This is a genomic window from Bradyrhizobium sp. T-12 (assembly GCF_058314695.1).
Map to the genome: position 1 here is coordinate 6,826,204 of NZ_CM177756.1, position 18,287 is coordinate 6,844,490.

20 protein-coding genes are annotated in these 18,287 nt (G+C 65.5%); 10 read left to right on the forward strand and 10 right to left on the reverse strand.

Going from position 1 to position 18,287, the window contains the following annotated elements:
- Positions 1-40: 40 nt before the first annotated feature.
- Complete coding sequence (gene pyrE / locus AC0WRY_RS32620; RefSeq protein WP_018320808.1) at positions 41-604, forward strand: orotate phosphoribosyltransferase; 564 nt, start codon at positions 41-43, stop codon at positions 602-604.
- Positions 605-821: 217 nt separating this feature from the next.
- The gene (locus AC0WRY_RS32625) at positions 822-1,601 is read left to right on the forward strand and encodes a DUF2865 domain-containing protein (protein WP_491122430.1); all 780 of its coding nucleotides are present in this window, start codon (positions 822-824) and stop codon (positions 1,599-1,601) included.
- 60 nt (positions 1,602-1,661) lie between these two features.
- Here the strand turns inward: AC0WRY_RS32625 and AC0WRY_RS32630 are convergent, their stop codons facing one another.
- From AC0WRY_RS32630 to AC0WRY_RS32660, 7 genes are all read right to left on the reverse strand, one after another.
- Complete coding sequence (locus tag AC0WRY_RS32630) at positions 1,662-2,093, reverse strand: hypothetical protein (protein ID WP_194404798.1); 432 nt, start codon at positions 2,091-2,093, stop codon at positions 1,662-1,664.
- A gap of 295 nt (positions 2,094-2,388) precedes the next feature.
- On the reverse strand, positions 2,389-3,060 hold the full coding sequence (pdeM, locus tag AC0WRY_RS32635) for a ligase-associated DNA damage response endonuclease PdeM (protein WP_491122431.1): 672 nt from the start codon (positions 3,058-3,060) through the stop codon (positions 2,389-2,391).
- Positions 3,061-3,102: 42 nt separating this feature from the next.
- The gene (locus tag AC0WRY_RS32640; protein WP_491122432.1) at positions 3,103-5,700 is read right to left on the reverse strand and encodes a ligase-associated DNA damage response DEXH box helicase; all 2,598 of its coding nucleotides are present in this window, start codon (positions 5,698-5,700) and stop codon (positions 3,103-3,105) included.
- A 258-nt stretch (positions 5,701-5,958) separates the two neighbouring features.
- Complete coding sequence (locus AC0WRY_RS32645) at positions 5,959-6,324, reverse strand: nuclear transport factor 2 family protein (RefSeq protein ID WP_194404801.1); 366 nt, start codon at positions 6,322-6,324, stop codon at positions 5,959-5,961.
- 154 nt (positions 6,325-6,478) lie between these two features.
- Positions 6,479-6,829 (reverse strand): RidA family protein, encoded by a 351-nt coding sequence (locus tag AC0WRY_RS32650; RefSeq protein WP_194404802.1) that lies wholly within the window; start codon positions 6,827-6,829, stop codon positions 6,479-6,481.
- Positions 6,830-6,944: 115 nt separating this feature from the next.
- Positions 6,945-7,865, reverse strand: a complete 921-nt coding sequence (locus AC0WRY_RS32655; protein ID WP_491122433.1) for a CE1 family esterase — start codon at positions 7,863-7,865, stop codon at positions 6,945-6,947.
- 3 nt (positions 7,866-7,868) lie between these two features.
- Positions 7,869-9,527, reverse strand: a complete 1,659-nt coding sequence (locus AC0WRY_RS32660; RefSeq protein WP_491122434.1) for an FAD-binding dehydrogenase — start codon at positions 9,525-9,527, stop codon at positions 7,869-7,871.
- A gap of 277 nt (positions 9,528-9,804) precedes the next feature.
- On the opposite strand from AC0WRY_RS32660, the gene AC0WRY_RS32665 reads away from it, so the two are divergent.
- From AC0WRY_RS32665 to AC0WRY_RS32685, 5 genes are all read left to right on the forward strand, one after another.
- Positions 9,805-10,326: a hypothetical protein gene (locus AC0WRY_RS32665; protein WP_194404805.1), complete on the forward strand. Its 522-nt coding sequence runs from the start codon at positions 9,805-9,807 to the stop codon at positions 10,324-10,326.
- 108 nt (positions 10,327-10,434) lie between these two features.
- Positions 10,435-10,629 carry a hypothetical protein gene (locus AC0WRY_RS32670; protein ID WP_194404806.1) on the forward strand — a complete coding sequence of 65 codons (195 nt, stop codon included), beginning with the start codon at positions 10,435-10,437 and terminating at the stop codon, positions 10,627-10,629.
- Between the two features lie 24 nt (positions 10,630-10,653).
- The gene (locus tag AC0WRY_RS32675) at positions 10,654-11,244 is read left to right on the forward strand and encodes an SCO family protein (RefSeq protein ID WP_194404807.1); all 591 of its coding nucleotides are present in this window, start codon (positions 10,654-10,656) and stop codon (positions 11,242-11,244) included.
- Positions 11,245-11,439: 195 nt separating this feature from the next.
- Positions 11,440-12,375, forward strand: coding sequence for an ABC transporter substrate-binding protein (locus tag AC0WRY_RS32680; RefSeq protein ID WP_491122435.1), 936 nt, complete (start codon positions 11,440-11,442; stop codon positions 12,373-12,375).
- A gap of 165 nt (positions 12,376-12,540) precedes the next feature.
- Complete coding sequence (locus tag AC0WRY_RS32685) at positions 12,541-14,184, forward strand: lysine--tRNA ligase (RefSeq protein WP_491122436.1); 1,644 nt, start codon at positions 12,541-12,543, stop codon at positions 14,182-14,184.
- Between the two features lie 103 nt (positions 14,185-14,287).
- On the opposite strand, the gene AC0WRY_RS32690 is transcribed toward AC0WRY_RS32685, so the two are convergent.
- Together AC0WRY_RS32690 and AC0WRY_RS32695 are read right to left on the reverse strand one after the other, a co-directional pair.
- On the reverse strand, positions 14,288-15,040 hold the full coding sequence (locus tag AC0WRY_RS32690; RefSeq protein WP_194404810.1) for a carbonic anhydrase: 753 nt from the start codon (positions 15,038-15,040) through the stop codon (positions 14,288-14,290).
- A gap of 97 nt (positions 15,041-15,137) precedes the next feature.
- Positions 15,138-15,749, reverse strand: a complete 612-nt coding sequence (locus AC0WRY_RS32695; RefSeq protein WP_194404811.1) for a TetR/AcrR family transcriptional regulator — start codon at positions 15,747-15,749, stop codon at positions 15,138-15,140.
- A 93-nt stretch (positions 15,750-15,842) separates the two neighbouring features.
- On the opposite strand from AC0WRY_RS32695, the gene AC0WRY_RS32700 reads away from it, so the two are divergent.
- The 3 genes from AC0WRY_RS32700 (at position 15,843) to AC0WRY_RS32710 (ending at position 17,559) form a co-directional block, all read left to right on the forward strand.
- Positions 15,843-16,301 carry an ester cyclase gene (locus tag AC0WRY_RS32700; RefSeq protein ID WP_194404812.1) on the forward strand — a complete coding sequence of 153 codons (459 nt, stop codon included), beginning with the start codon at positions 15,843-15,845 and terminating at the stop codon, positions 16,299-16,301.
- Between the two features lie 53 nt (positions 16,302-16,354).
- Positions 16,355-16,846: a DUF3237 domain-containing protein gene (locus tag AC0WRY_RS32705; RefSeq protein WP_194404813.1), complete on the forward strand. Its 492-nt coding sequence runs from the start codon at positions 16,355-16,357 to the stop codon at positions 16,844-16,846.
- A gap of 77 nt (positions 16,847-16,923) precedes the next feature.
- Positions 16,924-17,559 carry an aquaporin gene (locus AC0WRY_RS32710; protein ID WP_305825907.1) on the forward strand — a complete coding sequence of 212 codons (636 nt, stop codon included), beginning with the start codon at positions 16,924-16,926 and terminating at the stop codon, positions 17,557-17,559.
- 12 nt (positions 17,560-17,571) lie between these two features.
- Here the strand turns inward: AC0WRY_RS32710 and AC0WRY_RS32715 are convergent, their stop codons facing one another.
- Entirely contained in the window at positions 17,572-18,225 is a 654-nt protein-coding gene (locus tag AC0WRY_RS32715; RefSeq protein ID WP_194404814.1) for a S24 family peptidase, read from the reverse strand.
- Positions 18,226-18,287: the final 62 nt, after the last annotated feature.

The following is an 18,287-nucleotide window of genomic DNA, read 5'->3' on the forward strand; positions in this document are numbered from 1 at the left end:
TAAATTCCGCCTCCTCCAAAAAGCTGTTCGAGGGACCGTCGTGTCGAAATCTGCCTCCCGCGCCCGCCTGTTCGAAATCATCCGCCGGCGCTCCTTCGGCCGCGGCGAGGTGACGCTCGCGTCGGGCCGCAAGAGCGATTTCTACTTCAACCTCAAGCCGACCATGCTCGACCCGGAGGGAGCGACCCTGCTCGCCGAGCTGACTTACGAGGCGCTGAAAGACGACAATCTCGATTTCATCGGCGGCCTCGAGATGGGCGCGGTGCCGCTGGCCGGCGCGCTGGCGCAGATCTCCTGGATCAAGGGCCATCCGATCGCGGCGTTCTTCGTGCGCAAGAAGCCGAAGGAGCACGGCGCCAAGCTCGCGATCGAGGGCCTGCCCAAGGGCGAGACGCTCGCAGGCAAACGCGTCGTGATCGTCGAGGACGTCACCACGACCGGCGGCTCGGCGATGAAGGCCGTGGAATCCGTACGCGAGACCGGCGCCGAAGTGGTGCTGGTGCTGACCATGGTCGATCGCGAAGAAGGCGCCACCGACACGTTCGGCGCGGCCGGCCTGCCGTTCCGCTCGCTGTACAAGGCCTCGGAGTTCTTGAAGGCGTAAGACGGCAGAACTTTCTCCGCCGTCGTGCCTGGGCTTGCCCCGGGCATGACGAAACCTCGCCCTGTTCCGAACCACTCCCCCTCAACCGCTCATTTACCATCCCGCCTTATGGTGAATCATGTGCTGAGATCCCCTGAGGTCCCGGCCGGTTCAGTAGCGTCGGGTGGAGTGAGCGTTGCGTACAGTCCTGTCCCATGCGCGCCGGCGGCGTCGCGCGATGCTTGTGGCCGCCACCCTCGCAGCACAGCTGCTTGCGGCTCCCGCCCCGGTCTCGGCCGAAGGCCTGTTCGACTTCTTCTTCGGTGGCATGCAGCAGCAGCGTCCGCAGCGCGAAGTGCCGCAGCAGGCGAGCTCCTACGCCGATCCCTTCACCGGGCAACAGAACGCCGCAAACCCGCAATATGTGCCACCGACCCGCGCGGCGGCGGCGGGCGGCTCGGGACCTGCCTTCTGCGTGCGCAGCTGCGACGGCAAATATTTTCCGCTGATGCGCGGCCTCACCTCACCGGCGCAGATGTGCCAGGCGTTCTGTCCCGCCAGCGCGACCAAGGTCTATTTCGGCTCCTCGATCGACGGTGCCGCCTCGCAGAACGGCGAGCGCTACGCCGACAGCGAGAACGCGTTCGCCTATCGCAAGGCGCTGCGCGCCGATTGCACCTGCAACGGCCGCGAGCCGGTCGGCCTTGCCCCGGTCGATCTCGCGCTGGATTCCTCGCTGAAAGCCGGTGACGTGATTGCCACCACCGACGGGCTCGTCGCCTATACCGGCATCCGCGTCGGCAACGACCAGGCTGCGGATTTCACCCCGGTCGCCTCCTATCCCGGCCTCACCGCCCAGGTCCGCGCGCGGCTCGGCGAAATGAAAGTGGCGCCGGTGCGCGCGGAAACAGTGTCGGCGGATACGCCCGCCGCGGAGATCGTGCGCGAGCCGCTGCCCAGCGTGACAGTGCCGAAGACGACGGCGCAGAAGCCGGCGAAGCGGGCGGGGTTGGAGTAGCTCTCGCATCCCGGACGGCGACGCAGCGCGAAGCGATGCGCTTTGTCCGGGGCACGGCGATCACCTCCCGATGATCACCCCGATCACGTTCGGCGCGGCCAGATATTTCTCCTCGATCGCCGCGCGCGCGGCGGCGCGGTTGTCCGGCGTCAGGAGGCCGCGCTTCTCGGCCAGGATCATCCAGCAGAAGCCCCACCAATCGGTCAGCATGCCCTGGTCGCCGACAAGGTCGTAGCCCTGCTCGGCCGCGAAGATGCGCGCCTGGGCTTCGTCCAGCGTGTCGAGAAACAGATGATCCTCGGTCGAAAACAGATCGTCGCTGACGTCGTCGATGGTGTAGCCCCAGATCGACTGGCACACCGCGTTGAACTCGCGGTCGAACTGGTCGTCGTCGATGCGCTGGCGCCGCGCTGCCTGATGCAGCCGCGACAGCGAGCGCGCGAAATCAGCGATCCGGGTGAGGGCAAATTGATCGAAGGCGATGGTGGACATCTAGTCCTCGCAAAGTCTGACAGACGCTAGATATTGTGTCGGCAACGCGCCGAATCACAATGATATATCAAAGACTTGCTAAAGTGTTCTTAATTTGTTCTGTAATCGATCATGATCCCCGCTGGCCTGCCTGGGCGCCGGAATCGAAAGGGGCCGCCTCGCAGCGGCCCCTTGCCGGTTACAATCTTGTTCGGGATCAGAAATGCCAGCCCCGGCAATCGTGACGTTAGAGCCGGCAACGCGCTTGGGCGATTCCGGAAAACTACCGAACGTAGTGCTGTCCTATTCAGCCGGCTCAATAGCAGCGTGAGGCCGCAATGGCATGGACGCGGCGGTCGCCGAGCAGGTGAGCGACGAAGCCATTGGCCGGAAAGATCTTGGCGAAAGCGGCGTCGCGGATGCTGAGGCCGCCGGCATAAGCGCCGAACGCCGGCATCACCGCGCGCATCCCGTCGCAGGCGAAGCAGCGGCGCTCCATGGAGCGGCCGCGCGCGGAGACGCGCGCCTTGGGATGGAGATGGCCGGCGATCTCGCCGTGTGCGCCGGTCGGCTCGTGGCGAAACGTGATCGGGCCGATCGCGACCTCTTCGGCGACGGTGCCGCCGAGATCGCGCGGCAGCATCGGATCGTGGTTGCCGGAGATCCAGATCCAGTCGCGCCCGGCCTGCAGCGCGGCAACGGCCTCGCGATCATCAGGCGACAACCGCTCGTGCGCCGTGCGGTCGTGAAAGCTGTCGCCGAGCGCGATCACGGTGCGCGGATCATGGCGGGAGATGACAGCAGCGAGACGGCTCAGCGTCGCCAGCGTGTCGTAAGGCGGCAGCAGCACGCCGCGCATGGCGAAGCTGGAGCCTTTTTCCAGATGCAGGTCGGAGACGACGAGCAGGCGCTGCTCCTCCCAGAACAGCGCGCCGGAGAGATCGGCGGCGAAGGTCACATCGCTGACGGTGACTGTGGACACGCGCATGTCGTCGACATCCCCTGAAAGCTGCGCGCCTGTCGTCACGTCTTACCCGCTTCTATCCATCGCCTCTTTGACGAGCTCGTCGGCGGCTTCGGCCAAAATCTCGTCTGCAGCCTCGCCATAAACTGACTCGCGGCCGATTTCCAGCATCACGGGGACAGCCAGCGGAGAAACGCGGTCGAGTTCCCGCAGCGTGATGCGACCCTGGATGCGCATCAGCATGTCGCTGAGGCGGCGCAAATCGAGCAGGCCGGTGGCGGCATCGGCGCGCGCGGCGCGCAACAGGACGTGATCGGCCTGATGCTTGCGCAGCACGTCATAGACGAGATCGGTCGAGAACAGCACCTGGCGGCGGCTCTTCTCTTCGCCGGTGTGCCGGCGCGTGATCAGGCCGGAGATGATCGCGCAGTTGCGGAAGGTGCGCTTCATCAGCGCGGATTCGGCAAGCCAGGCCTCGAGATCGTCGCCAAGCATGTCGGGGTCGAACAGCGCGTCGAGATCGATCCGGCCGTCGCGGATCATGAAGGAGAGATCGCCGAGCGCCCAGATCGCCACCGCATATTCATTGGCGACGAAGCCGAGCGGCCGCGCGCGGGCGCGCTCCAGCCGCCGCGTCAGCAGCATGCCGAGGGTCTGATGCGCGAGGCGGCCTTCGAAGGGATAGCAGACCAGATAATGCTTGTTGGCGCGCGGAAAGCTCTCGACCAACAGCTCACGCACCGCAGGCACTTTGCTGACATCCTTCTGCAGCGACAGCCAGTCGCGCACCTGCTCCGGCAAGCCGCCCCATGCGCGGCCGTCGTCGAGCAGCCGGCGCACGCGTTCGGCGAGATAAGTCGAGAGCGGAAACTTGCCGCCCATATAGGACGGTACCTTCGGGTCCTTGTCATGCGCGCGCGAGACGTAGACCTGGTCCTCGACCAATGTTTCGTAGCGCACCACCTCGCCGGAGAATACGAACGTGTCGCCGGGGCTGAGGCCCTCGATGAAGGCTTCCTCGATCTCGCCGAGCAACCGGCCGCCGCGCGCGATCACGCCGGTCGATCCGCCTGTCTTTCCCGCACCGCCGCGGCGCGAACGCACCAGCCGCACCTTCAGCATGTCGTCCTCGACGATGGTGCCGACATTCATGCGGTAGCTCTGCCGCACCTTGGGATTTGCGACGCGCCAGCGCCCCTCCTTGTCCTGCTTGATGCGGGCGAAGCGTTCATAGGTCTTCAGGGCGTAGCCACCGGAGGCGACGAAATCGACGACGTCGTCGAAATCCTGCCGCGACAGCTCGGCGTAGGGCGCTGCGGTGCGCACCTCGGCATAGAGCTCATCGGAGAGGAACGGCTCGCCGCAGGCACAGCCGAGCACATGCTGGGCCAGCACGTCGAGGGCGCCCGTGCGCAAGGGCGGCGTGTCCTGCGCGTTCTCGGCGATGGCGTCGATCGCGACGCGGCACTCCAGCACTTCGAAACGGTTGGCGGGCACCAGCACCGCGCGCGAGGCCTCGTCGAGGCGGTGGTTGGCGCGGCCGATCCGCTGCATCAGGCGCGAGGATCCTTTGGGCGCGCCGATATTGACCACGAGATCGACATCGCCCCAGTCGACGCCGAGGTCGAGCGAGGAGGTGCAGACCACGCCGCGCAAGCGTCCTGCCGACATCGCGTCCTCGACCTTGCGGCGCTGGGCGACGTCGAGCGAGCCGTGATGCAGCGCAATGGCAAGGCCGTCATCGTTCATGCTCCAGAGATTCTGGAACAGCATCTCGGCCTGGCTGCGGGTGTTGACGAAGACCAGCGTGGTCTTGTTCGCCTTGATCAGCTCGTAGATTTCTGGGAGCGCATGGCGCGCGCTGTGGCCGGCCCAGGGCAGGCGCTCGCGCGTGTCGAGCATCTCCACCTCGGGCGGCGCGGCACCGCCGGCGACGACGATGTCGGCTGCCCGTTCCTGGCCATCGGGTTGCGGCACCAGGAAGCGCGCCAGCTGCTCCGGCTCCGCCACCGTTGCCGACAGGCCGATCGCGCGCATCTGCGGCGCCAGGCGCCACAGCCGTGCAAGCCCCAGCGAGAGCAGATCGCCGCGCTTGGACGTCACCAGCGCGTGCAGCTCGTCGAGCACGATGCGCTTGAGGGACGAGAACAGGAACGGCGCGTCGTCGGAGGACAACAGCAGCGCAAGCTGCTCGGGCGTCGTCAGCAACACGTCGGGCGGATAGCGCCGCTGCCGCTGGCGCCGCGACACCGGCGTGTCGCCGGTGCGGGTCTCGACCTTGATCGGCAGCGCCATCTCCGCGATCGGCCGCTCCAGATTGCGCGCGATGTCGACGGCGAGCGCCTTCAGCGGCGAGATGTAGAGCGTGTGCAGGCCGCCGGAACGTTGCACGCCGCGGCCGGTGGAGACGAGGCTTTGCTTCTCAGCCGCCTTGCGCTCAGCCGCCTCCGTCGAAAGCTCCACCAGCGTCGGCAGAAATCCCGCCAGCGTCTTGCCGGCGCCGGTCGGTGCGATCAGCAGGGCGCTGGCGTCCTGGCGCGCCTTCTCCAGCAGCGCCAATTGATGCGCGCGCGGCGACCAGCCCCGGCCTGCAAACCATTGCTGGAAGCGGCCAGGCAGCAGAGCGGCCGGCTCGGCCTGAATTCTAGGGATACGGCGGGTCACACCATGACAGGTAGGCCGTGGCGATGGCTTCGTCGAGGGGGGCGGGCCTTCGCGTACGCACTGCCGATTCGAGGCGAGCGTGTCTCTAGATCGTCATGGCCGGGCTTGTCCCGGCCATCCACGCCTTCTGACGGCGCACCGAGAACGTGGATGCCCGGGACATCTAGCGCGAGACGCGCTTCGCGCTTTTGTCCGGGCATGACGACCTCTTGTGAAGGCCGGAATTGGTTCCTCCCCGTACAAGGAGGGCCAGCGGCCTCACGCCCCGGCCGGCACCTGATCGAGAAATCCGGTCACGCTTCTGATCCGGCCGTCCTTCAGCACGGCGAAATCCGTGCCCTTGATCGGGCTGTCGGTGCCGTCGGGACCAAGTCCCCAGGAAAAGCGGATGTGGTCGCCGTAGCCGTTGGGCTCGCCGATCAGCTTGAATTTGAAATCGGGAAAGCGCTGCTGCACGCCTGATATCAGCGCCTCGATGCCGTCGCGGCCGTCGCCCTTCATCAGGGGATCGACATAGCTCGCATCATTGGTCCAGTTCTCGCTGAGCAGCTCGCGGCGTCGGCCGGCCGTGCGCTCGTTCCAGAGCTCGATGTAGCGGCGGGCGATGGTGACGGGGTCGGTCATGGTGCTCTCCTTCGATGGGGCCGTGATCGGCTGTCCCTGACTATCGAAGGTTCGCGCGCGCGGATCGATTACCTCGCGGGTCATCTTTGCGCAAAAAAGGAGCGCGATGATCTCGTCATCGCGCTCCCCATCGCATGCGAATTGCTCGTGAAGACTACTTCGCGGCAACCACCATGATCTCGACGGTGTATTGCGGCGCCGCCAGCTTGGCTTCGACGGTGGCGCGCGCGGGGGTGTTGCCGGGCGAGACCCAGGCGTCCCACACCGCGTTCATCTCGCCGAAGGTCTTCATGTCGGTGATGTAGATCGTGGCCGAGAGCAGCTTCGACTTGTCGGTGCCGGCCTTGGCGAGATGGCCGTCGATGGTCGCCAGGATGTCCTGGGTCTGTTTCGTCACGCTTTCGCCGGCGGCCTTGTTGGCGACGACACCGGCGAGATAGACGGTGTTGCCGTGCACGACGACCTGGCTCATGCGCGGGCCGGTTTCGAAACGCTCGATGCTCATTTGCGGATCTCCTCACTGGAATGGCGGCCCTGTCTAGCCCAGAGCCCTTCGCGGTGCCACCCCCGGCACGCATGCGTTATCTGCGGTGCATGCGTCGCCGCCGCACATGCCGCACTTACGGAAACTGACTGAAAAAAGCCCAGATCGTCTCGGCGCCGTCGATGTCGCTGTTCTGCGGCCCCAGCATCTTCGTCGCGACCCTGGGGAAGCGGGCATCCGGAGAAGACCCGGGCATGCGATGGCCGCCATGATTGACGCGGTAGAGCACGACGTCGTGGCCTGCAGGACAGCGCGAGGTGATCCGGGTGACCGTGGACTGATCCGCAGGAGGCTTGTCAGGCAGATCGGCCGCCGCCGCGTCCCCCGTCTCGCAGCCATTGAGCTTGCGCCAGAACGCCAATGTCTCCTCGGTCGACCAGAATCCGTCTGCGGCATAATAGCTCGATCCGCGTCCGCCCTCGTAAGGCACCAGCGGATCGGCCGTGCCGTTCATGAGCAGCATCGGCAGCGGTCGTGACGGATGGCAGGTGACGGCGGCCTCGTCCGTGAGGTTCATGATCACGCTGGCGCCGGCCGCGAACAAATCGGCGCGGGCGCAAGCCAGCGTCATCGCCATGGCGCCGCCATTGGAGATGCCCGCGACGAACACGCGCTTTGCATCGGCCGTCCCGTCAGCCACCAGCTTCTCGACGAGCTTTGCGATGAAGGCGACGTCGTCGGTGCCCGGAGGCGGCCCGCTAAGCGCGGGCCCCGCCTTCGTTCGTGCATCCGCCCATGCATGGTTGAGGCCGTCGGGAAAGACCACGGCCAGGCCCTCGCGCTTTGCGACCTGCGGCCAAGCCGTCCGCGAGATCATGTCGGCGCCGCGCTGGGTCTTGCCATGCAGCACGATGACGAGCGGTGCGGGCTTCCTGGCCGGCAGCTGTGCGGTGTAGGAACGCTTCGCACCGTTAACGTCGATCGTCTCGGCGGATGCCGGCGATGCGGCGGCCAATGCCGCAACCAGCGCGCCGATGCGCAGCATCCAATGCCGCATGACCTACCCGACCGCCTTTGCCGCCGCGCGGCCCGCATTGCGGCCCGAGAACAGACAGCCGCCGAGGAAGGTGCCTTCGAGCGAGCGATAACCATGCACGCCGCCGCCGCCGAAGCCGGCGGCCTCGCCGACGGCATAGAGGCCGGGAATGACGCCGCCCTCGCCGCCGAACACGCGCGAGTCGAGATCGGTCTCGAAGCCGCCGAGCGTCTTGCGGGTGAGGATGTTGAGTTTGACCGCGATCAGCGGCCCCTGCGCGGGATCCAGGATCCGGTGGGGTGAGGCGGTGCGGATCAACTTGTCGCCGATATAGCGGCGCGCATTGTGGATGTTCATCACCTGCGCATCCTTGACGTAGGGGTTGGCGATCTCGCGGTCGCGCGCCTCGATCTGCATCCTGATATGCTCGAGCTTGAGGAGGTCGCTGCCGGCAAGCTTGTTCATCTCCGCAACGAGGTCCTCGATCTTGTCGCGCACGATGAAGTCGACACCATGGCTTTTGAACGCCTCCACCGGCGCCGGCGCACCCTTGTTGGTGGCGCGCTTGATCGTCATGCGCCAGCTCTTGCCGGTCAAATCGGGGTTCTGCTCGGAGCCCGACAGCGCAAACTCCTTCTTGATGATGCTCTGGGTCAGGATGAACCAGGAATAATCATAGCCGGTCGACATGATGTATTTGAGCTGGCCGAGCGTATCGGAGCCGGGGAACAGCGGTGCCGGCAGCCGCGTGCCCGTGGCGTCGAACCACATCGAGGAGGGGCCGGGCAGGATGCGGATGCCGTGGCGCGGCCAGATGGGATTCCAGTTCTGGATGCCCTCGACATAATGCCACATCCGGTCGCGGTTGATCAGCCGCGCACCCGCTGTCTCAGTGATGCCGATCATGCGGCCGTCGACATGCTCGGGCACGCCGGAGATCATGAATTTCGGCGGATCTCCGAGCCGCTTCGGCCAGTTCTGCCGGACCAGCTCGTGATTGCCGCCGATGCCGCCGGACGCCACGATCACGGCCTGCGCCTTCAGCGCGAACTCGCCGACGACGTTGCGCGACGAGCTCTTGCCGCGCTCGACGTTATCAGGGGCGAGCACGGCGCCGCTGACGCCATCCACCGTGCCGTTAGTGATCGAGAGCGCGTCGACGCGGTGGCGGAACCTGAAGCTCAGCCGGCCGCTCTTCATCGCCTCGCGCGCGCGGCGCTCGAACGGCTCGACGATGCCGGGCCCGGTGCCCCAGGTGACGTGAAAGCGCGGCACCGAATTGCCGTGGCCCATCGCGTCATAACCACCGCGCTCGGCCCAGCCGACCACGGGAAAGATGCGATGGCCCATCGCCCGCAGCCAGGCGCGCTTCTCACCGGCCGCGAAAGCGACATAGGCCTCGGCCCATTGCCGCGGCCAGAAATCCTCGTCGCGGTCGAAGCCGGCGGCGCCGATCCAGTCCTGCATGGCGAGGTCGAAGGAATCCTTGATGCCGAGCCGGCGCTGCTCGGGCGAATCGACCAGGAATAATCCGCCGAACGACCAGAATGCCTGGCCGCCGATCGACTGCTCGCCTTCCTGATCGACCACGATCACGCGCTTGCCGGCGTCGGCAATCTCGGTGGCGGCCACGAGGCCCGACAGTCCCGCGCCGACGACGATGACGTCCGTTTCCTCAGCCATGCATGTCCCCCTCCAAGTTCGTCCCCATGAGTTCCCCCCTGTAATCGCCCGGATTGAAGCCAGCGGTTGTAACTGAGATCAAGGGCGTGGCGCGCAAGACATCGTTAACTTGTTCCACTTTGGGATAGAGACCCTTCGAGTGCAGCGCGGACGCAACACTGGATTTGAATTTGTTTTGAGCCAGCCGGCCTGCCTAGACAAAACCTCGGTTACGACGGACGCTAGCCGTGCATCACCACCTGACACGCAGATTCGAATTCGACTGGGGCGGGGGCCAATGAAGTTTCTCACGGGGTTGCTTGCGGCGGTTCTGCTGATCGCTGGCATGGGGGCTTCTCACGCGGTGGTTCGGATCGCGGATGACCGCGGTGGGCGGATTGGAACCTACGTCGACAAGTACCAGGACCTCAGGCAATCAGGCGAGACCGTCATCATCGACGGCCTCTGCGCATCCGCCTGCACCATCGTCCTCGGCGCCATCCCGCATGATCGCATCTGCGTGACCTCGAGCGCGACGCTCGGCTTCCACGCAGCCTGGGATTTCGGCAGCAATGGCCGGGCCGTCACCAATGCCGAGGCGACCCAGATGCTCTATGCGATGTACCCCTCGCAGGTGAAGCGCTGGATCAGCCAGCGCGGCGGCCTCACCCCGCACATGCTCTTCCTGAAGGGCAGGCAGCTCCAGGCCATGTACAAGCCCTGCTACCTGGACGCGCAGGCCTCGACCATCAAGCCGGCGCGGCGTCCACTCCCGCAAACGGACCAGATCGAATCTGCCCGGGGCCAGCTCCTGCACTGACCCTCTCAGCCTGACGAAACCGTTTCGGCCCGCCCGTGGCTTGCCCGCCGGCGGGCCAAAGCTTATCTGAGAGCTTGGAACCGGGGCCTTCGCCCCCCGATCGTTGTCATGGCTCAACCACTGCACCCGACGCATCCGCTACAGGACAATTCGCCCACTGCCGGCCGGACGCCTTCCGTGCTGCTTTGGGCGGGCGCGGCGACCTCCGGATTGCTCGTCCTCGGCGCCCTGGCGCTGTGGTTCCACTACGGCACGCAGATGTTCTTCGAAATGATCAGGACCGGTTTCGCCGCCTGCTTCTGATCCGCGACAGGAAGTTTTCCGCTCATGAGCTCCGCCACCCGTCCGCTGGTGATCGCGACCGCCTTCGCCGCAAGCCTCGTCGTCGGGCTGCTGATCATGTTCTGGGCCATGGGCGGGGTCAGCAAGGTGGCGCAGCCGGCCGCGATCGGCGGCCCGTTCCAGCTCACCGACCAGAACGGCAAGGCCGTCACCGACAAGAACCTGAAGGGCAAGCCGACCTTGATCTTCTTCGGCTACACCCATTGCCCCGACGTCTGCCCGACCTCGCTGTTCGAGATCTCGGAAGTGCTGCGCGCGCTGGGCAAGGATGCCGACAAGGTCAACGCCGTCTTCATCTCGGTCGATCCCGAGCGCGATACGCCGGCGACCATGAAGGAATATCTGTCGAGCTTCGATCCGCACCTTGAAGGCCTGTCCGGCGATCCCGCCGAGACCGCCAAAGTCGTCACCTCCTACCGGGTCTACGCCAAGAAGGTCCCGACCAAGGACGGCGACTACACCATGGACCATACCGCGCTGATCTACCTGATGGACCGCGACGGCCGCTTCGTCTCCCCGTTCAATCTGAAGCGGACGCCGGAAGAGGCGGCGGCGGATTTGAAGAAGTATCTCTGAGGGCCGAGCGAGGCATTCCACGCCGTCATGGCCGGGCTCGTCCCGGCCATCCACGTTCTTGGGGCGGCCGGAAAGTTCGTGGATGCCCGGGCATGACGGCGGACGACCTTCACCTATCCGCATTTCGGCTCGCCTTCCCGGCCGGATGGTCTATAAGGCCCTCCGATCCCAACGAAATTCGTTCATTTCCGGCCGATGGCTCCATCGCACCAGGCGAAATCGTCCAAATCTGCCCGTAGCTTGCTGACCGGGCTCGTCGTGGGCGCCTGCCTGCTCGCGGCCCCGCCCGTCGCGAACGCCCAGGCTCCCGCCAAGCAAGCCCCGGCGGCCCCCCAGGCTACGCCGCAGGTCGCGCCCCAGGCGGCCCCGCAGGCCGTGCCCGGCTTCTGGGACCCGCGGCGGCGCCCCGAGCGGCCCGACCTGTCGCGCCTGACCGTGATCCGTTTCCTGACCGAGACCGATTATCCGCCGTTCAACTACACCGGCGCCGACGGCAACCCGGCCGGCTTCAACGTCGATCTCGCCCGCAGCCTGTGCGAGGAGATCAAGGTCACCTGCACGGTGCAGATGCGTCGCTTCGAGACGCTGGTCGACGCGCTCTCCTCCAACCGGGGCGACGCCATCATCGCCTCGATGGCGGTGAGCCCGCAGCTGCGCGCCCGCGTCGATTTCACCGATCCCTATTACCGCGTGCCGGCGCGCTTCGCCTCGCGCAAGGACGCGGTGATGCCGGAAATCCGCCCCGAATATCTCGAGGGCAAGAAGGTCGGCGTCATCGCCGGCTCGGCGCACGAGGCCTATCTCAAGGCCATGTTCACCGATGCCGAGCTGCATCCCTATCCAAGTGACGATGCGATGCGCGCAGCCTTGCGCAAGGGCGAGGTCGATTTCATCTTCGGCGACGCCATCTCGCTGGCGTTCTGGATCAACGGCACCGATTCCGGCGATTGCTGCGCCTTCTCCGGCGGCCCCTTCGTCGAGAGCCGCTTCTTCGGCGAAGGCATCGGCATCGCCGTGCGCAAGGGCAACGACGTGCTGCGCCAGGCCCTGAACTGGGCGCTGTTCCGCGTCTGGGAAAAAGGCCGCTACACCGACCTGTGGCTGCGGTATTTTTCGGTGAGCCCGTTCTGACCATCAATCGTCGTTCCGGGGCGCGCGAAGCGCGAACCCGGAATCCCGAGATTGTTGAACTGTCGCTCCAGGATGGTCCGAAGGACCAGACCCGGAATGACAACAACCGTTCTTTTGCATTCTGCCCGGAAATCGCTATTTTCCGCGGCCCGGAGGCCCTTCTTGATGTCCGTTATCGATCCCAGCATGAGCCCGAGCGATTTGCGTGCGCTCGCCGAACAATCCAACGCCTGGCCGTTCGAGCAGGCCAAGGCCATCGTCGCGCGGCTGAAGAAGAGCCCGAAGGACGAGGTGCTGTTCGAGACCGGCTACGGGCCGTCGGGCCTGCCGCATATCGGCACGTTCGGCGAGGTCGCGCGCACCTCGATGGTGCGGCACGCCTTCCGCGTGCTGACCGAGGACAAGATCAAGACGCGCCTGCTGGCCTTCTCCGACGACATGGACGGCTTCCGCAAGGTGCCCGACAACGTCCCCAACAAGGAGATGCTGGCCGCGCACATCGGCAAGCCGCTGACGCGGGTGCCGGATCCGTTCTCCAACGAATATCCGTCGTTCGGCGCGCACAATAACGCGCGCCTGCGCGCGTTTCTGGATCATTTCGGCTTCGACTACGAATTCGCGAGCTCGACCGACTATTACACGTCGGGCCGCTTCGACGCGACGCTGCTCAAGATGCTTGCCGCCTACGACAAGGTGATGGACATCATCCTGCCGACGCTCGGCCCCGACCGTCGCGCCACTTATTCGCCGTTCCTGCCGATCAGCGAGACCAGTGGCGTCGTGTTGCAGGTGCCGATGATCCGCCGCGACGTCGCGGCCGGCACGGTGACCTATGTCGACCCCGACACAAACCAGGAAGTCGAGACGCCGGTGACGGGCGGCAACGTCAAGTGTCAGTGGAAGGCGGATTGGGCGATGCGCTGGGTCGCGCTCGGCGTCGACTATGAGATGGCCGGCAAGGACCTGATCGATTCCGTGAAGCTCTCCGGCGCGATCGCGCGGGCGCTCGGCGCCACGCCGCCCGAAGGCTTCAATTACGAGCTCTTCCTCGACGAGAAGGGCCAGAAGATCTCGAAGTCGAAGGGCAACGGCCTGACCATCGACGAATGGCTGCGCTATGCCTCGCCGGAATCGCTGTCGCTGTTCATGTATCGCGAGCCCAAGGCGGCCAAGCGGCTGTATTTCGACGTCATTCCGCGCAACGTCGACGACTATCAGCAGTTCAGCGACGGCTTTGCCAAGCAGGACGGCAAGCAACAGCTCGGCAATCCGGTCTGGCACATCCACAACGGCAAGCCGCCGACGAGCGACATGCCCGTCACCTTCCAGCTGCTGTTGACGCTGGTGTCGTCGTCGAACGCGGAGAATGCCGAGACGCTGTGGGGCTTCATCGGCCGCTACCGCCCGGGCGTCAGCCCGCAGACGCATCCGAAGCTGGATGCGATGGTCGGCTATGCCATCAACTATTATCGCGATTTCGTTGCGCCGACGAAGACGTTCCGCGTGCCCACCGACACCGAGCGCGCGGCGCTGCAGGATCTGCGCGATGCGCTGTCGCAGCTTGCGCCGGACGCCTCGGCCGAGGACATCCAGAACGTCGTCTACGAGATCGGCCGCCGCGAGCCGTTCCTCGACCAGGTCAAGAAGGGCAAGGACGGCCGCCCCGGCGTCACGCTGGACTGGTTCAACATGCTCTACCAGGTGCTGCTCGGCCAGGAGAAGGGCCCGCGCTTCGGCTCCTTCGTCGCGGTGTACGGCGTGCAGAACGCGGTCAACATGATCGACGGGGCGCTGGCAAGGAGCGCGTGAGGCCGGTGTAGCCCGGATGGAGCGAAGCGCAATCCGGGGTTCTCACCAGATGCACGAGCCGCCCCGGATTGCGCCTCGCTCCATCCGGGCTGCGAACTCCCGCTCAGATCGACCTTAGCACGTAGCGCCGGTTGTCCTTCTGCACCGGGCGCGCATTCATCGGATAGAGCTTTGCGAATGCGGCGACGTCGGTGGCCGACACCTGGATCGGGGTGGTCAGCAGCAGCCATTCGACCACCTCCGAGCACGGCGGCGTCGTCAGCGAGCCGGGATAGCGGAAATAGCTGAGCTTTTGCGGCAGCATGGCGTGCGGATCGATGCCGGCATCGGCCTTCACCGCCGGGCCTTCCGCCGCCGGCATGGTCTTGACGATCTTGCCGAAGGCCGCGTTCGGCCTGCCCTCGGCCATCAGCACGCCGACCACGGCGAGCCCGCCGGCCTCGTTGCGATGGACGAAATGCGCCTCCATCGGAAAATTCTTGCCGCCGATCATGTGCTCGCTCGGCCGGTGGAAGTGCACTTGAAGCAGCTTGTACTTGACGTCGCCGAGCATCAACGTGCTGCCCTCGGCGAAATTGAGCTGGATCGTGTGGCCGTTGTTGACGATGGTGTCGGCGCTCTTGCCCCAATTCAGTTTCAGAACCGGCAATTGCGACTTGATCGTCCCCTCGATGTCGATCGGCGATTGCTGCAGGCCGACCGCGCAGGCCTTGTTGGCCGCGTCGAGATCGCCCCATTTGGCCGGGCCGCCGACGCCCTCATAGCTCCAATGCGCGCCTTCGGCGGCAAAGGCCGGCTTGCACAGCGGACAGAGCGCGAGACCCGCGAGGGCCTTCAAGGCATGACGGCGATTCATCGTATTCCCCTAAGATAAAGCTGGGCCGGCAATATCGGCCGCAACCTATGCGAGAGGGTCGGTGAGTCGCAATGGCGATCACGGGGATCAAGAAGGCTCACGTCTTGTTGCGGAAGGTCTCCAATACCTCCGCGACGATCTTCTGTCCGTTTCTGCGCAGCTTCCTGGAATCGTCCGCGTACGGGAGCAATAGCCCGATCTTGCAAATCATCGCGTCGATCATCCGGCTGAGCAGATCGACATCCTCCGCATTCAATTCGCCATCGCGCTTCAGCGCCCGCAGCGTCGCGATCAGGAGCGCGGTCGGATAGGTCTCCTCGATCTCGCGATAGCGCGGTTCGCCGAGCACGGCCTGCGCTTCCTGGATGACGATGCGCGCATAGGCCGACTCTTCGCAGGCGTCGAGATAGGCGTCGATGCCGGCGCTGAGACGGTCCCAGATCTTGCGCTCGCCCCTTGCCGCGGCCTCGATTCTGGCGGCCGCCTCGCGCTGCATGGCAACCACCACGGCGTCGAACAGCGCCTTCTTGTCCTCGAAGTGATGGTAGAACGCGCCGCGCGTGACCCGCGCCGCCCGCGAGATCGCCTCCATGCCCGCCGCCTGAAATCCATTGGCGGCGAACGCTTCGCGTCCAGCATCGAGCAGCGCCTGCCTGGTGGCCTCGCTGTACTCTTCCCGACGGCTCTTTGGAGGATCCTTCGCCCGCATCGCGCGCAACCTAATGCTTGACGCGTCGGTATCAAACCGCATATAACATACTCTATGTATGTATTAGACATATAGAATGTTGCGAGGCGGCCCATGGACGGCAGGCGGATGTTCGAGCTGGCGGAACGGCTGGCGATCGCGAAAAGCCGGCAGGACGTTCCTGCGGCGCTGGAGGTGCTGCATCCGGACATGGTGCTGGAGACGCCGGCCTTCGGCACCAGGGTGCAAGGTCTCGCCGAAAACGAGCGCATCCTGACGCGCTTCTTCAAGTCCTTCCCCGACTATCACGTCACGCTCGACGGCCACGCCAATTCCGCCGATACGCTGATCTGCTGGGGCACCGCCCAAATGACGATGACGGGCGATCGCTTCGGGGGCGAGCCCAACGGACGCCGCGCCGAGCTGCCCGTGTTCATCGCCTTCGCCTTTCGCGACGACAAAATCGTGCATGAACGCTTCGTCTTCGATCTCTCCGAGCTGTGCGCCCAATCCGGCCTCTCGACCGACACGGTCAGGCGCAAGCTGTTTGGCGATGCGACGCAGGCCGCTTAGCCGGCACATTCCATTCAAGACGTCCATCCGAGACAATCAAGGAGTGCCAGACCATGGCCGATCCCCGCCTCAAATCCGTCGGCGATCTCGAGACCCGGCATCTCCTGGACATCGTCGTCGATCTCGATCCCCGCCTCAATTTCGGTGCCGGGCCCGTCGGGCAGCGCGTGCTGTTCCGTGCAGCCAAGGGATCGTTCGAAGGCCCGCGCCTGCGCGGCGAGGTGCTGCAGGGCGGCGGTGACTGGGCCTTGTTTCGCGCCGATGGCACCATGACGCTCGATGTCCGCCTGTCGCTGCGGACGCATGATGGCGAGTTGATCTACATGACGTATGGCGGCCGCTGGGTGACGCCGCAGGCTCTGCGCGCCGAGATGGCGGATCCCGCGCGGCGCACCAAGGTCGATCCCGCCGGATATTACTTCCGCACCAATCCGCTGTTCGAAACCGGCTCGCAGAGCTACGCCTGGCTCAACGACATCGTCTGTGTCGGCAAGGGCTATCTCGTCGAGGGCGCGGTCGCCTACAAGATCTTCGAAGTGCTGTGAGGCGCTTCGTGGATGCAGTGAGCGAGTTGCGTCATGCCGGTGGTCGCAATGACAGACCTTCCCTCGCGCGGTCACTGGTGGCAGAGGGACTCGGCACCGCCTACCTCCTCATCGCGATCGTGGGTTCCGGCATCCTTGGCGAGAGGCTGGCCGCAGGCAATATCGCTCTGGCCTTGCTCGCAAATGCGCTCTCGACGGGGGCAGCGCTCTACGCCCTGATCGTCTGGCTCGCGCCGTTGTCGGGCGCTCATTTCAATCCACTGATCTCGCTGGTACTGGCATTTCGCGGCGACATCGCGCCGCGCGTCGCCGGATTATATGTGCCAGCCCAGCTGGCCGGCGCCATCGCCGGCGTCGCCATCGCTGACGCGATGTTCGACATGCCGCTCTACGCGCTGTCATCCCATCTGCGCAGCGGTCATTCGCAATGGCTGAGCGAATTCCTGATCACGTTTGGCCTGATCGGAATGGTGTGGACCTGCTCGCGCGTGCGGCCCTCCGCTCTTGCTGGCGCGGTCGCCGCCTATATTGGAGCCGGCTTCTGGTTCACTGCGACGGATTTTGCCAATCCAGCAGTCGCTCTGGCGCGCGCATTCACCGACACTTTCTCAGGAATTCGTCCGATCGACGTCCCCGGCTTCCTCATCGCGGAAATGCTGGGCGCTGTGGCGGCCGTGGCGTTGTTTCGCTGGCTCGTGCCGAGCTTGCGCTGACGACGAGCACCGTCACTGGCTCGTCCACACGATCCGCGCGACCCACGCCACCTCCCCGACGGCCATCGTCCGTCCGGCCGGTGACGCATCGAGCGACTGCAGCTCCAGGGTCTTCGCGGTACGGCGCCTCAGCGTCGCGATGGTCACCTCGCCCGCCTTGCTTCTCACCACCACGCGATCACCCTTGCGGATCGGCGCGCCCGGCGACACCAGGACGATGTCGCCGTCGCGGTAAACGGGGGCGAACGCATCGCCGGACATCTCCAGCGCAAACGTGTTGCTGTTCTCGGTGGTGGGAAGCGCGGTTTCGGTCCAGCCCTTTCCCGAGGGAAGGCCGGATTCGTCGAAGGCGCCGCTCGTGCTGGCCTGCGCGAAGCCGAGCATCGGGACCGAGCGGCCGTCGCCTGCATCATCGTCGATCAGCCGGGCGAAGCTGTCGATCGAGGAGTCGGTCGCCGCCAGCGCTTTTGCGATCGACTCGGTCGAGGGCCAGCGCTCGCGGCCGTCAGAGGTGACGCGCTTGGACCTGTTGAAGGTGGTCGGATCAAGCCCGGCGCGCTTGGCAAGGCCGGACGGCGACAGACCGGCGCGGGCCGCCAGCCGATCCAGCGCGACCCAGATCTGGTCGTGAGTCAGCATCCTCTGCGCTTTGGCCTGTCTGACCATGGAAGGTCCAGCCCGTCGCAACTCAGGAAAACTGTCCTCAAATCAACCGGTTTTCCGTTTTT

Coding starts and splice junctions, on each gene's coding strand:
- AC0WRY_RS32625 (WP_491122430.1), top strand. CDS start 822: ATGCTTGTGGCCGCCACCCTCGCAGCACAGCTGCTTGCGGCTCCCGCC.
- AC0WRY_RS32630 (WP_194404798.1), bottom strand. CDS start 2,093: ATGTCCACCATCGCCTTCGATCAATTTGCCCTCACCCGGATCGCTGAT.
- pdeM (WP_491122431.1), bottom strand. CDS start 3,060: ATGCGCGTGTCCACAGTCACCGTCAGCGATGTGACCTTCGCCGCCGAT.
- AC0WRY_RS32645 (WP_194404801.1), bottom strand. CDS start 6,324: ATGACCGACCCCGTCACCATCGCCCGCCGCTACATCGAGCTCTGGAAC.
- AC0WRY_RS32650 (WP_194404802.1), bottom strand. CDS start 6,829: ATGAGCATCGAGCGTTTCGAAACCGGCCCGCGCATGAGCCAGGTCGTC.
- AC0WRY_RS32655 (WP_491122433.1), bottom strand. CDS start 7,865: ATGCGGCATTGGATGCTGCGCATCGGCGCGCTGGTTGCGGCATTGGCC.
- AC0WRY_RS32660 (WP_491122434.1), bottom strand. CDS start 9,527: ATGGCTGAGGAAACGGACGTCATCGTCGTCGGCGCGGGACTGTCGGGC.
- AC0WRY_RS32665 (WP_194404805.1), top strand. CDS start 9,805: ATGAAGTTTCTCACGGGGTTGCTTGCGGCGGTTCTGCTGATCGCTGGC.
- AC0WRY_RS32670 (WP_194404806.1), top strand. CDS start 10,435: ATGGCTCAACCACTGCACCCGACGCATCCGCTACAGGACAATTCGCCC.
- AC0WRY_RS32675 (WP_194404807.1), top strand. CDS start 10,654: ATGAGCTCCGCCACCCGTCCGCTGGTGATCGCGACCGCCTTCGCCGCA.
- AC0WRY_RS32680 (WP_491122435.1), top strand. CDS start 11,440: ATGGCTCCATCGCACCAGGCGAAATCGTCCAAATCTGCCCGTAGCTTG.
- AC0WRY_RS32685 (WP_491122436.1), top strand. CDS start 12,541: ATGTCCGTTATCGATCCCAGCATGAGCCCGAGCGATTTGCGTGCGCTC.
- AC0WRY_RS32690 (WP_194404810.1), bottom strand. CDS start 15,040: ATGAATCGCCGTCATGCCTTGAAGGCCCTCGCGGGTCTCGCGCTCTGT.
- AC0WRY_RS32695 (WP_194404811.1), bottom strand. CDS start 15,749: ATGCGGGCGAAGGATCCTCCAAAGAGCCGTCGGGAAGAGTACAGCGAG.
- AC0WRY_RS32700 (WP_194404812.1), top strand. CDS start 15,843: ATGGACGGCAGGCGGATGTTCGAGCTGGCGGAACGGCTGGCGATCGCG.
- AC0WRY_RS32705 (WP_194404813.1), top strand. CDS start 16,355: ATGGCCGATCCCCGCCTCAAATCCGTCGGCGATCTCGAGACCCGGCAT.
- AC0WRY_RS32715 (WP_194404814.1), bottom strand. CDS start 18,225: ATGGTCAGACAGGCCAAAGCGCAGAGGATGCTGACTCACGACCAGATC.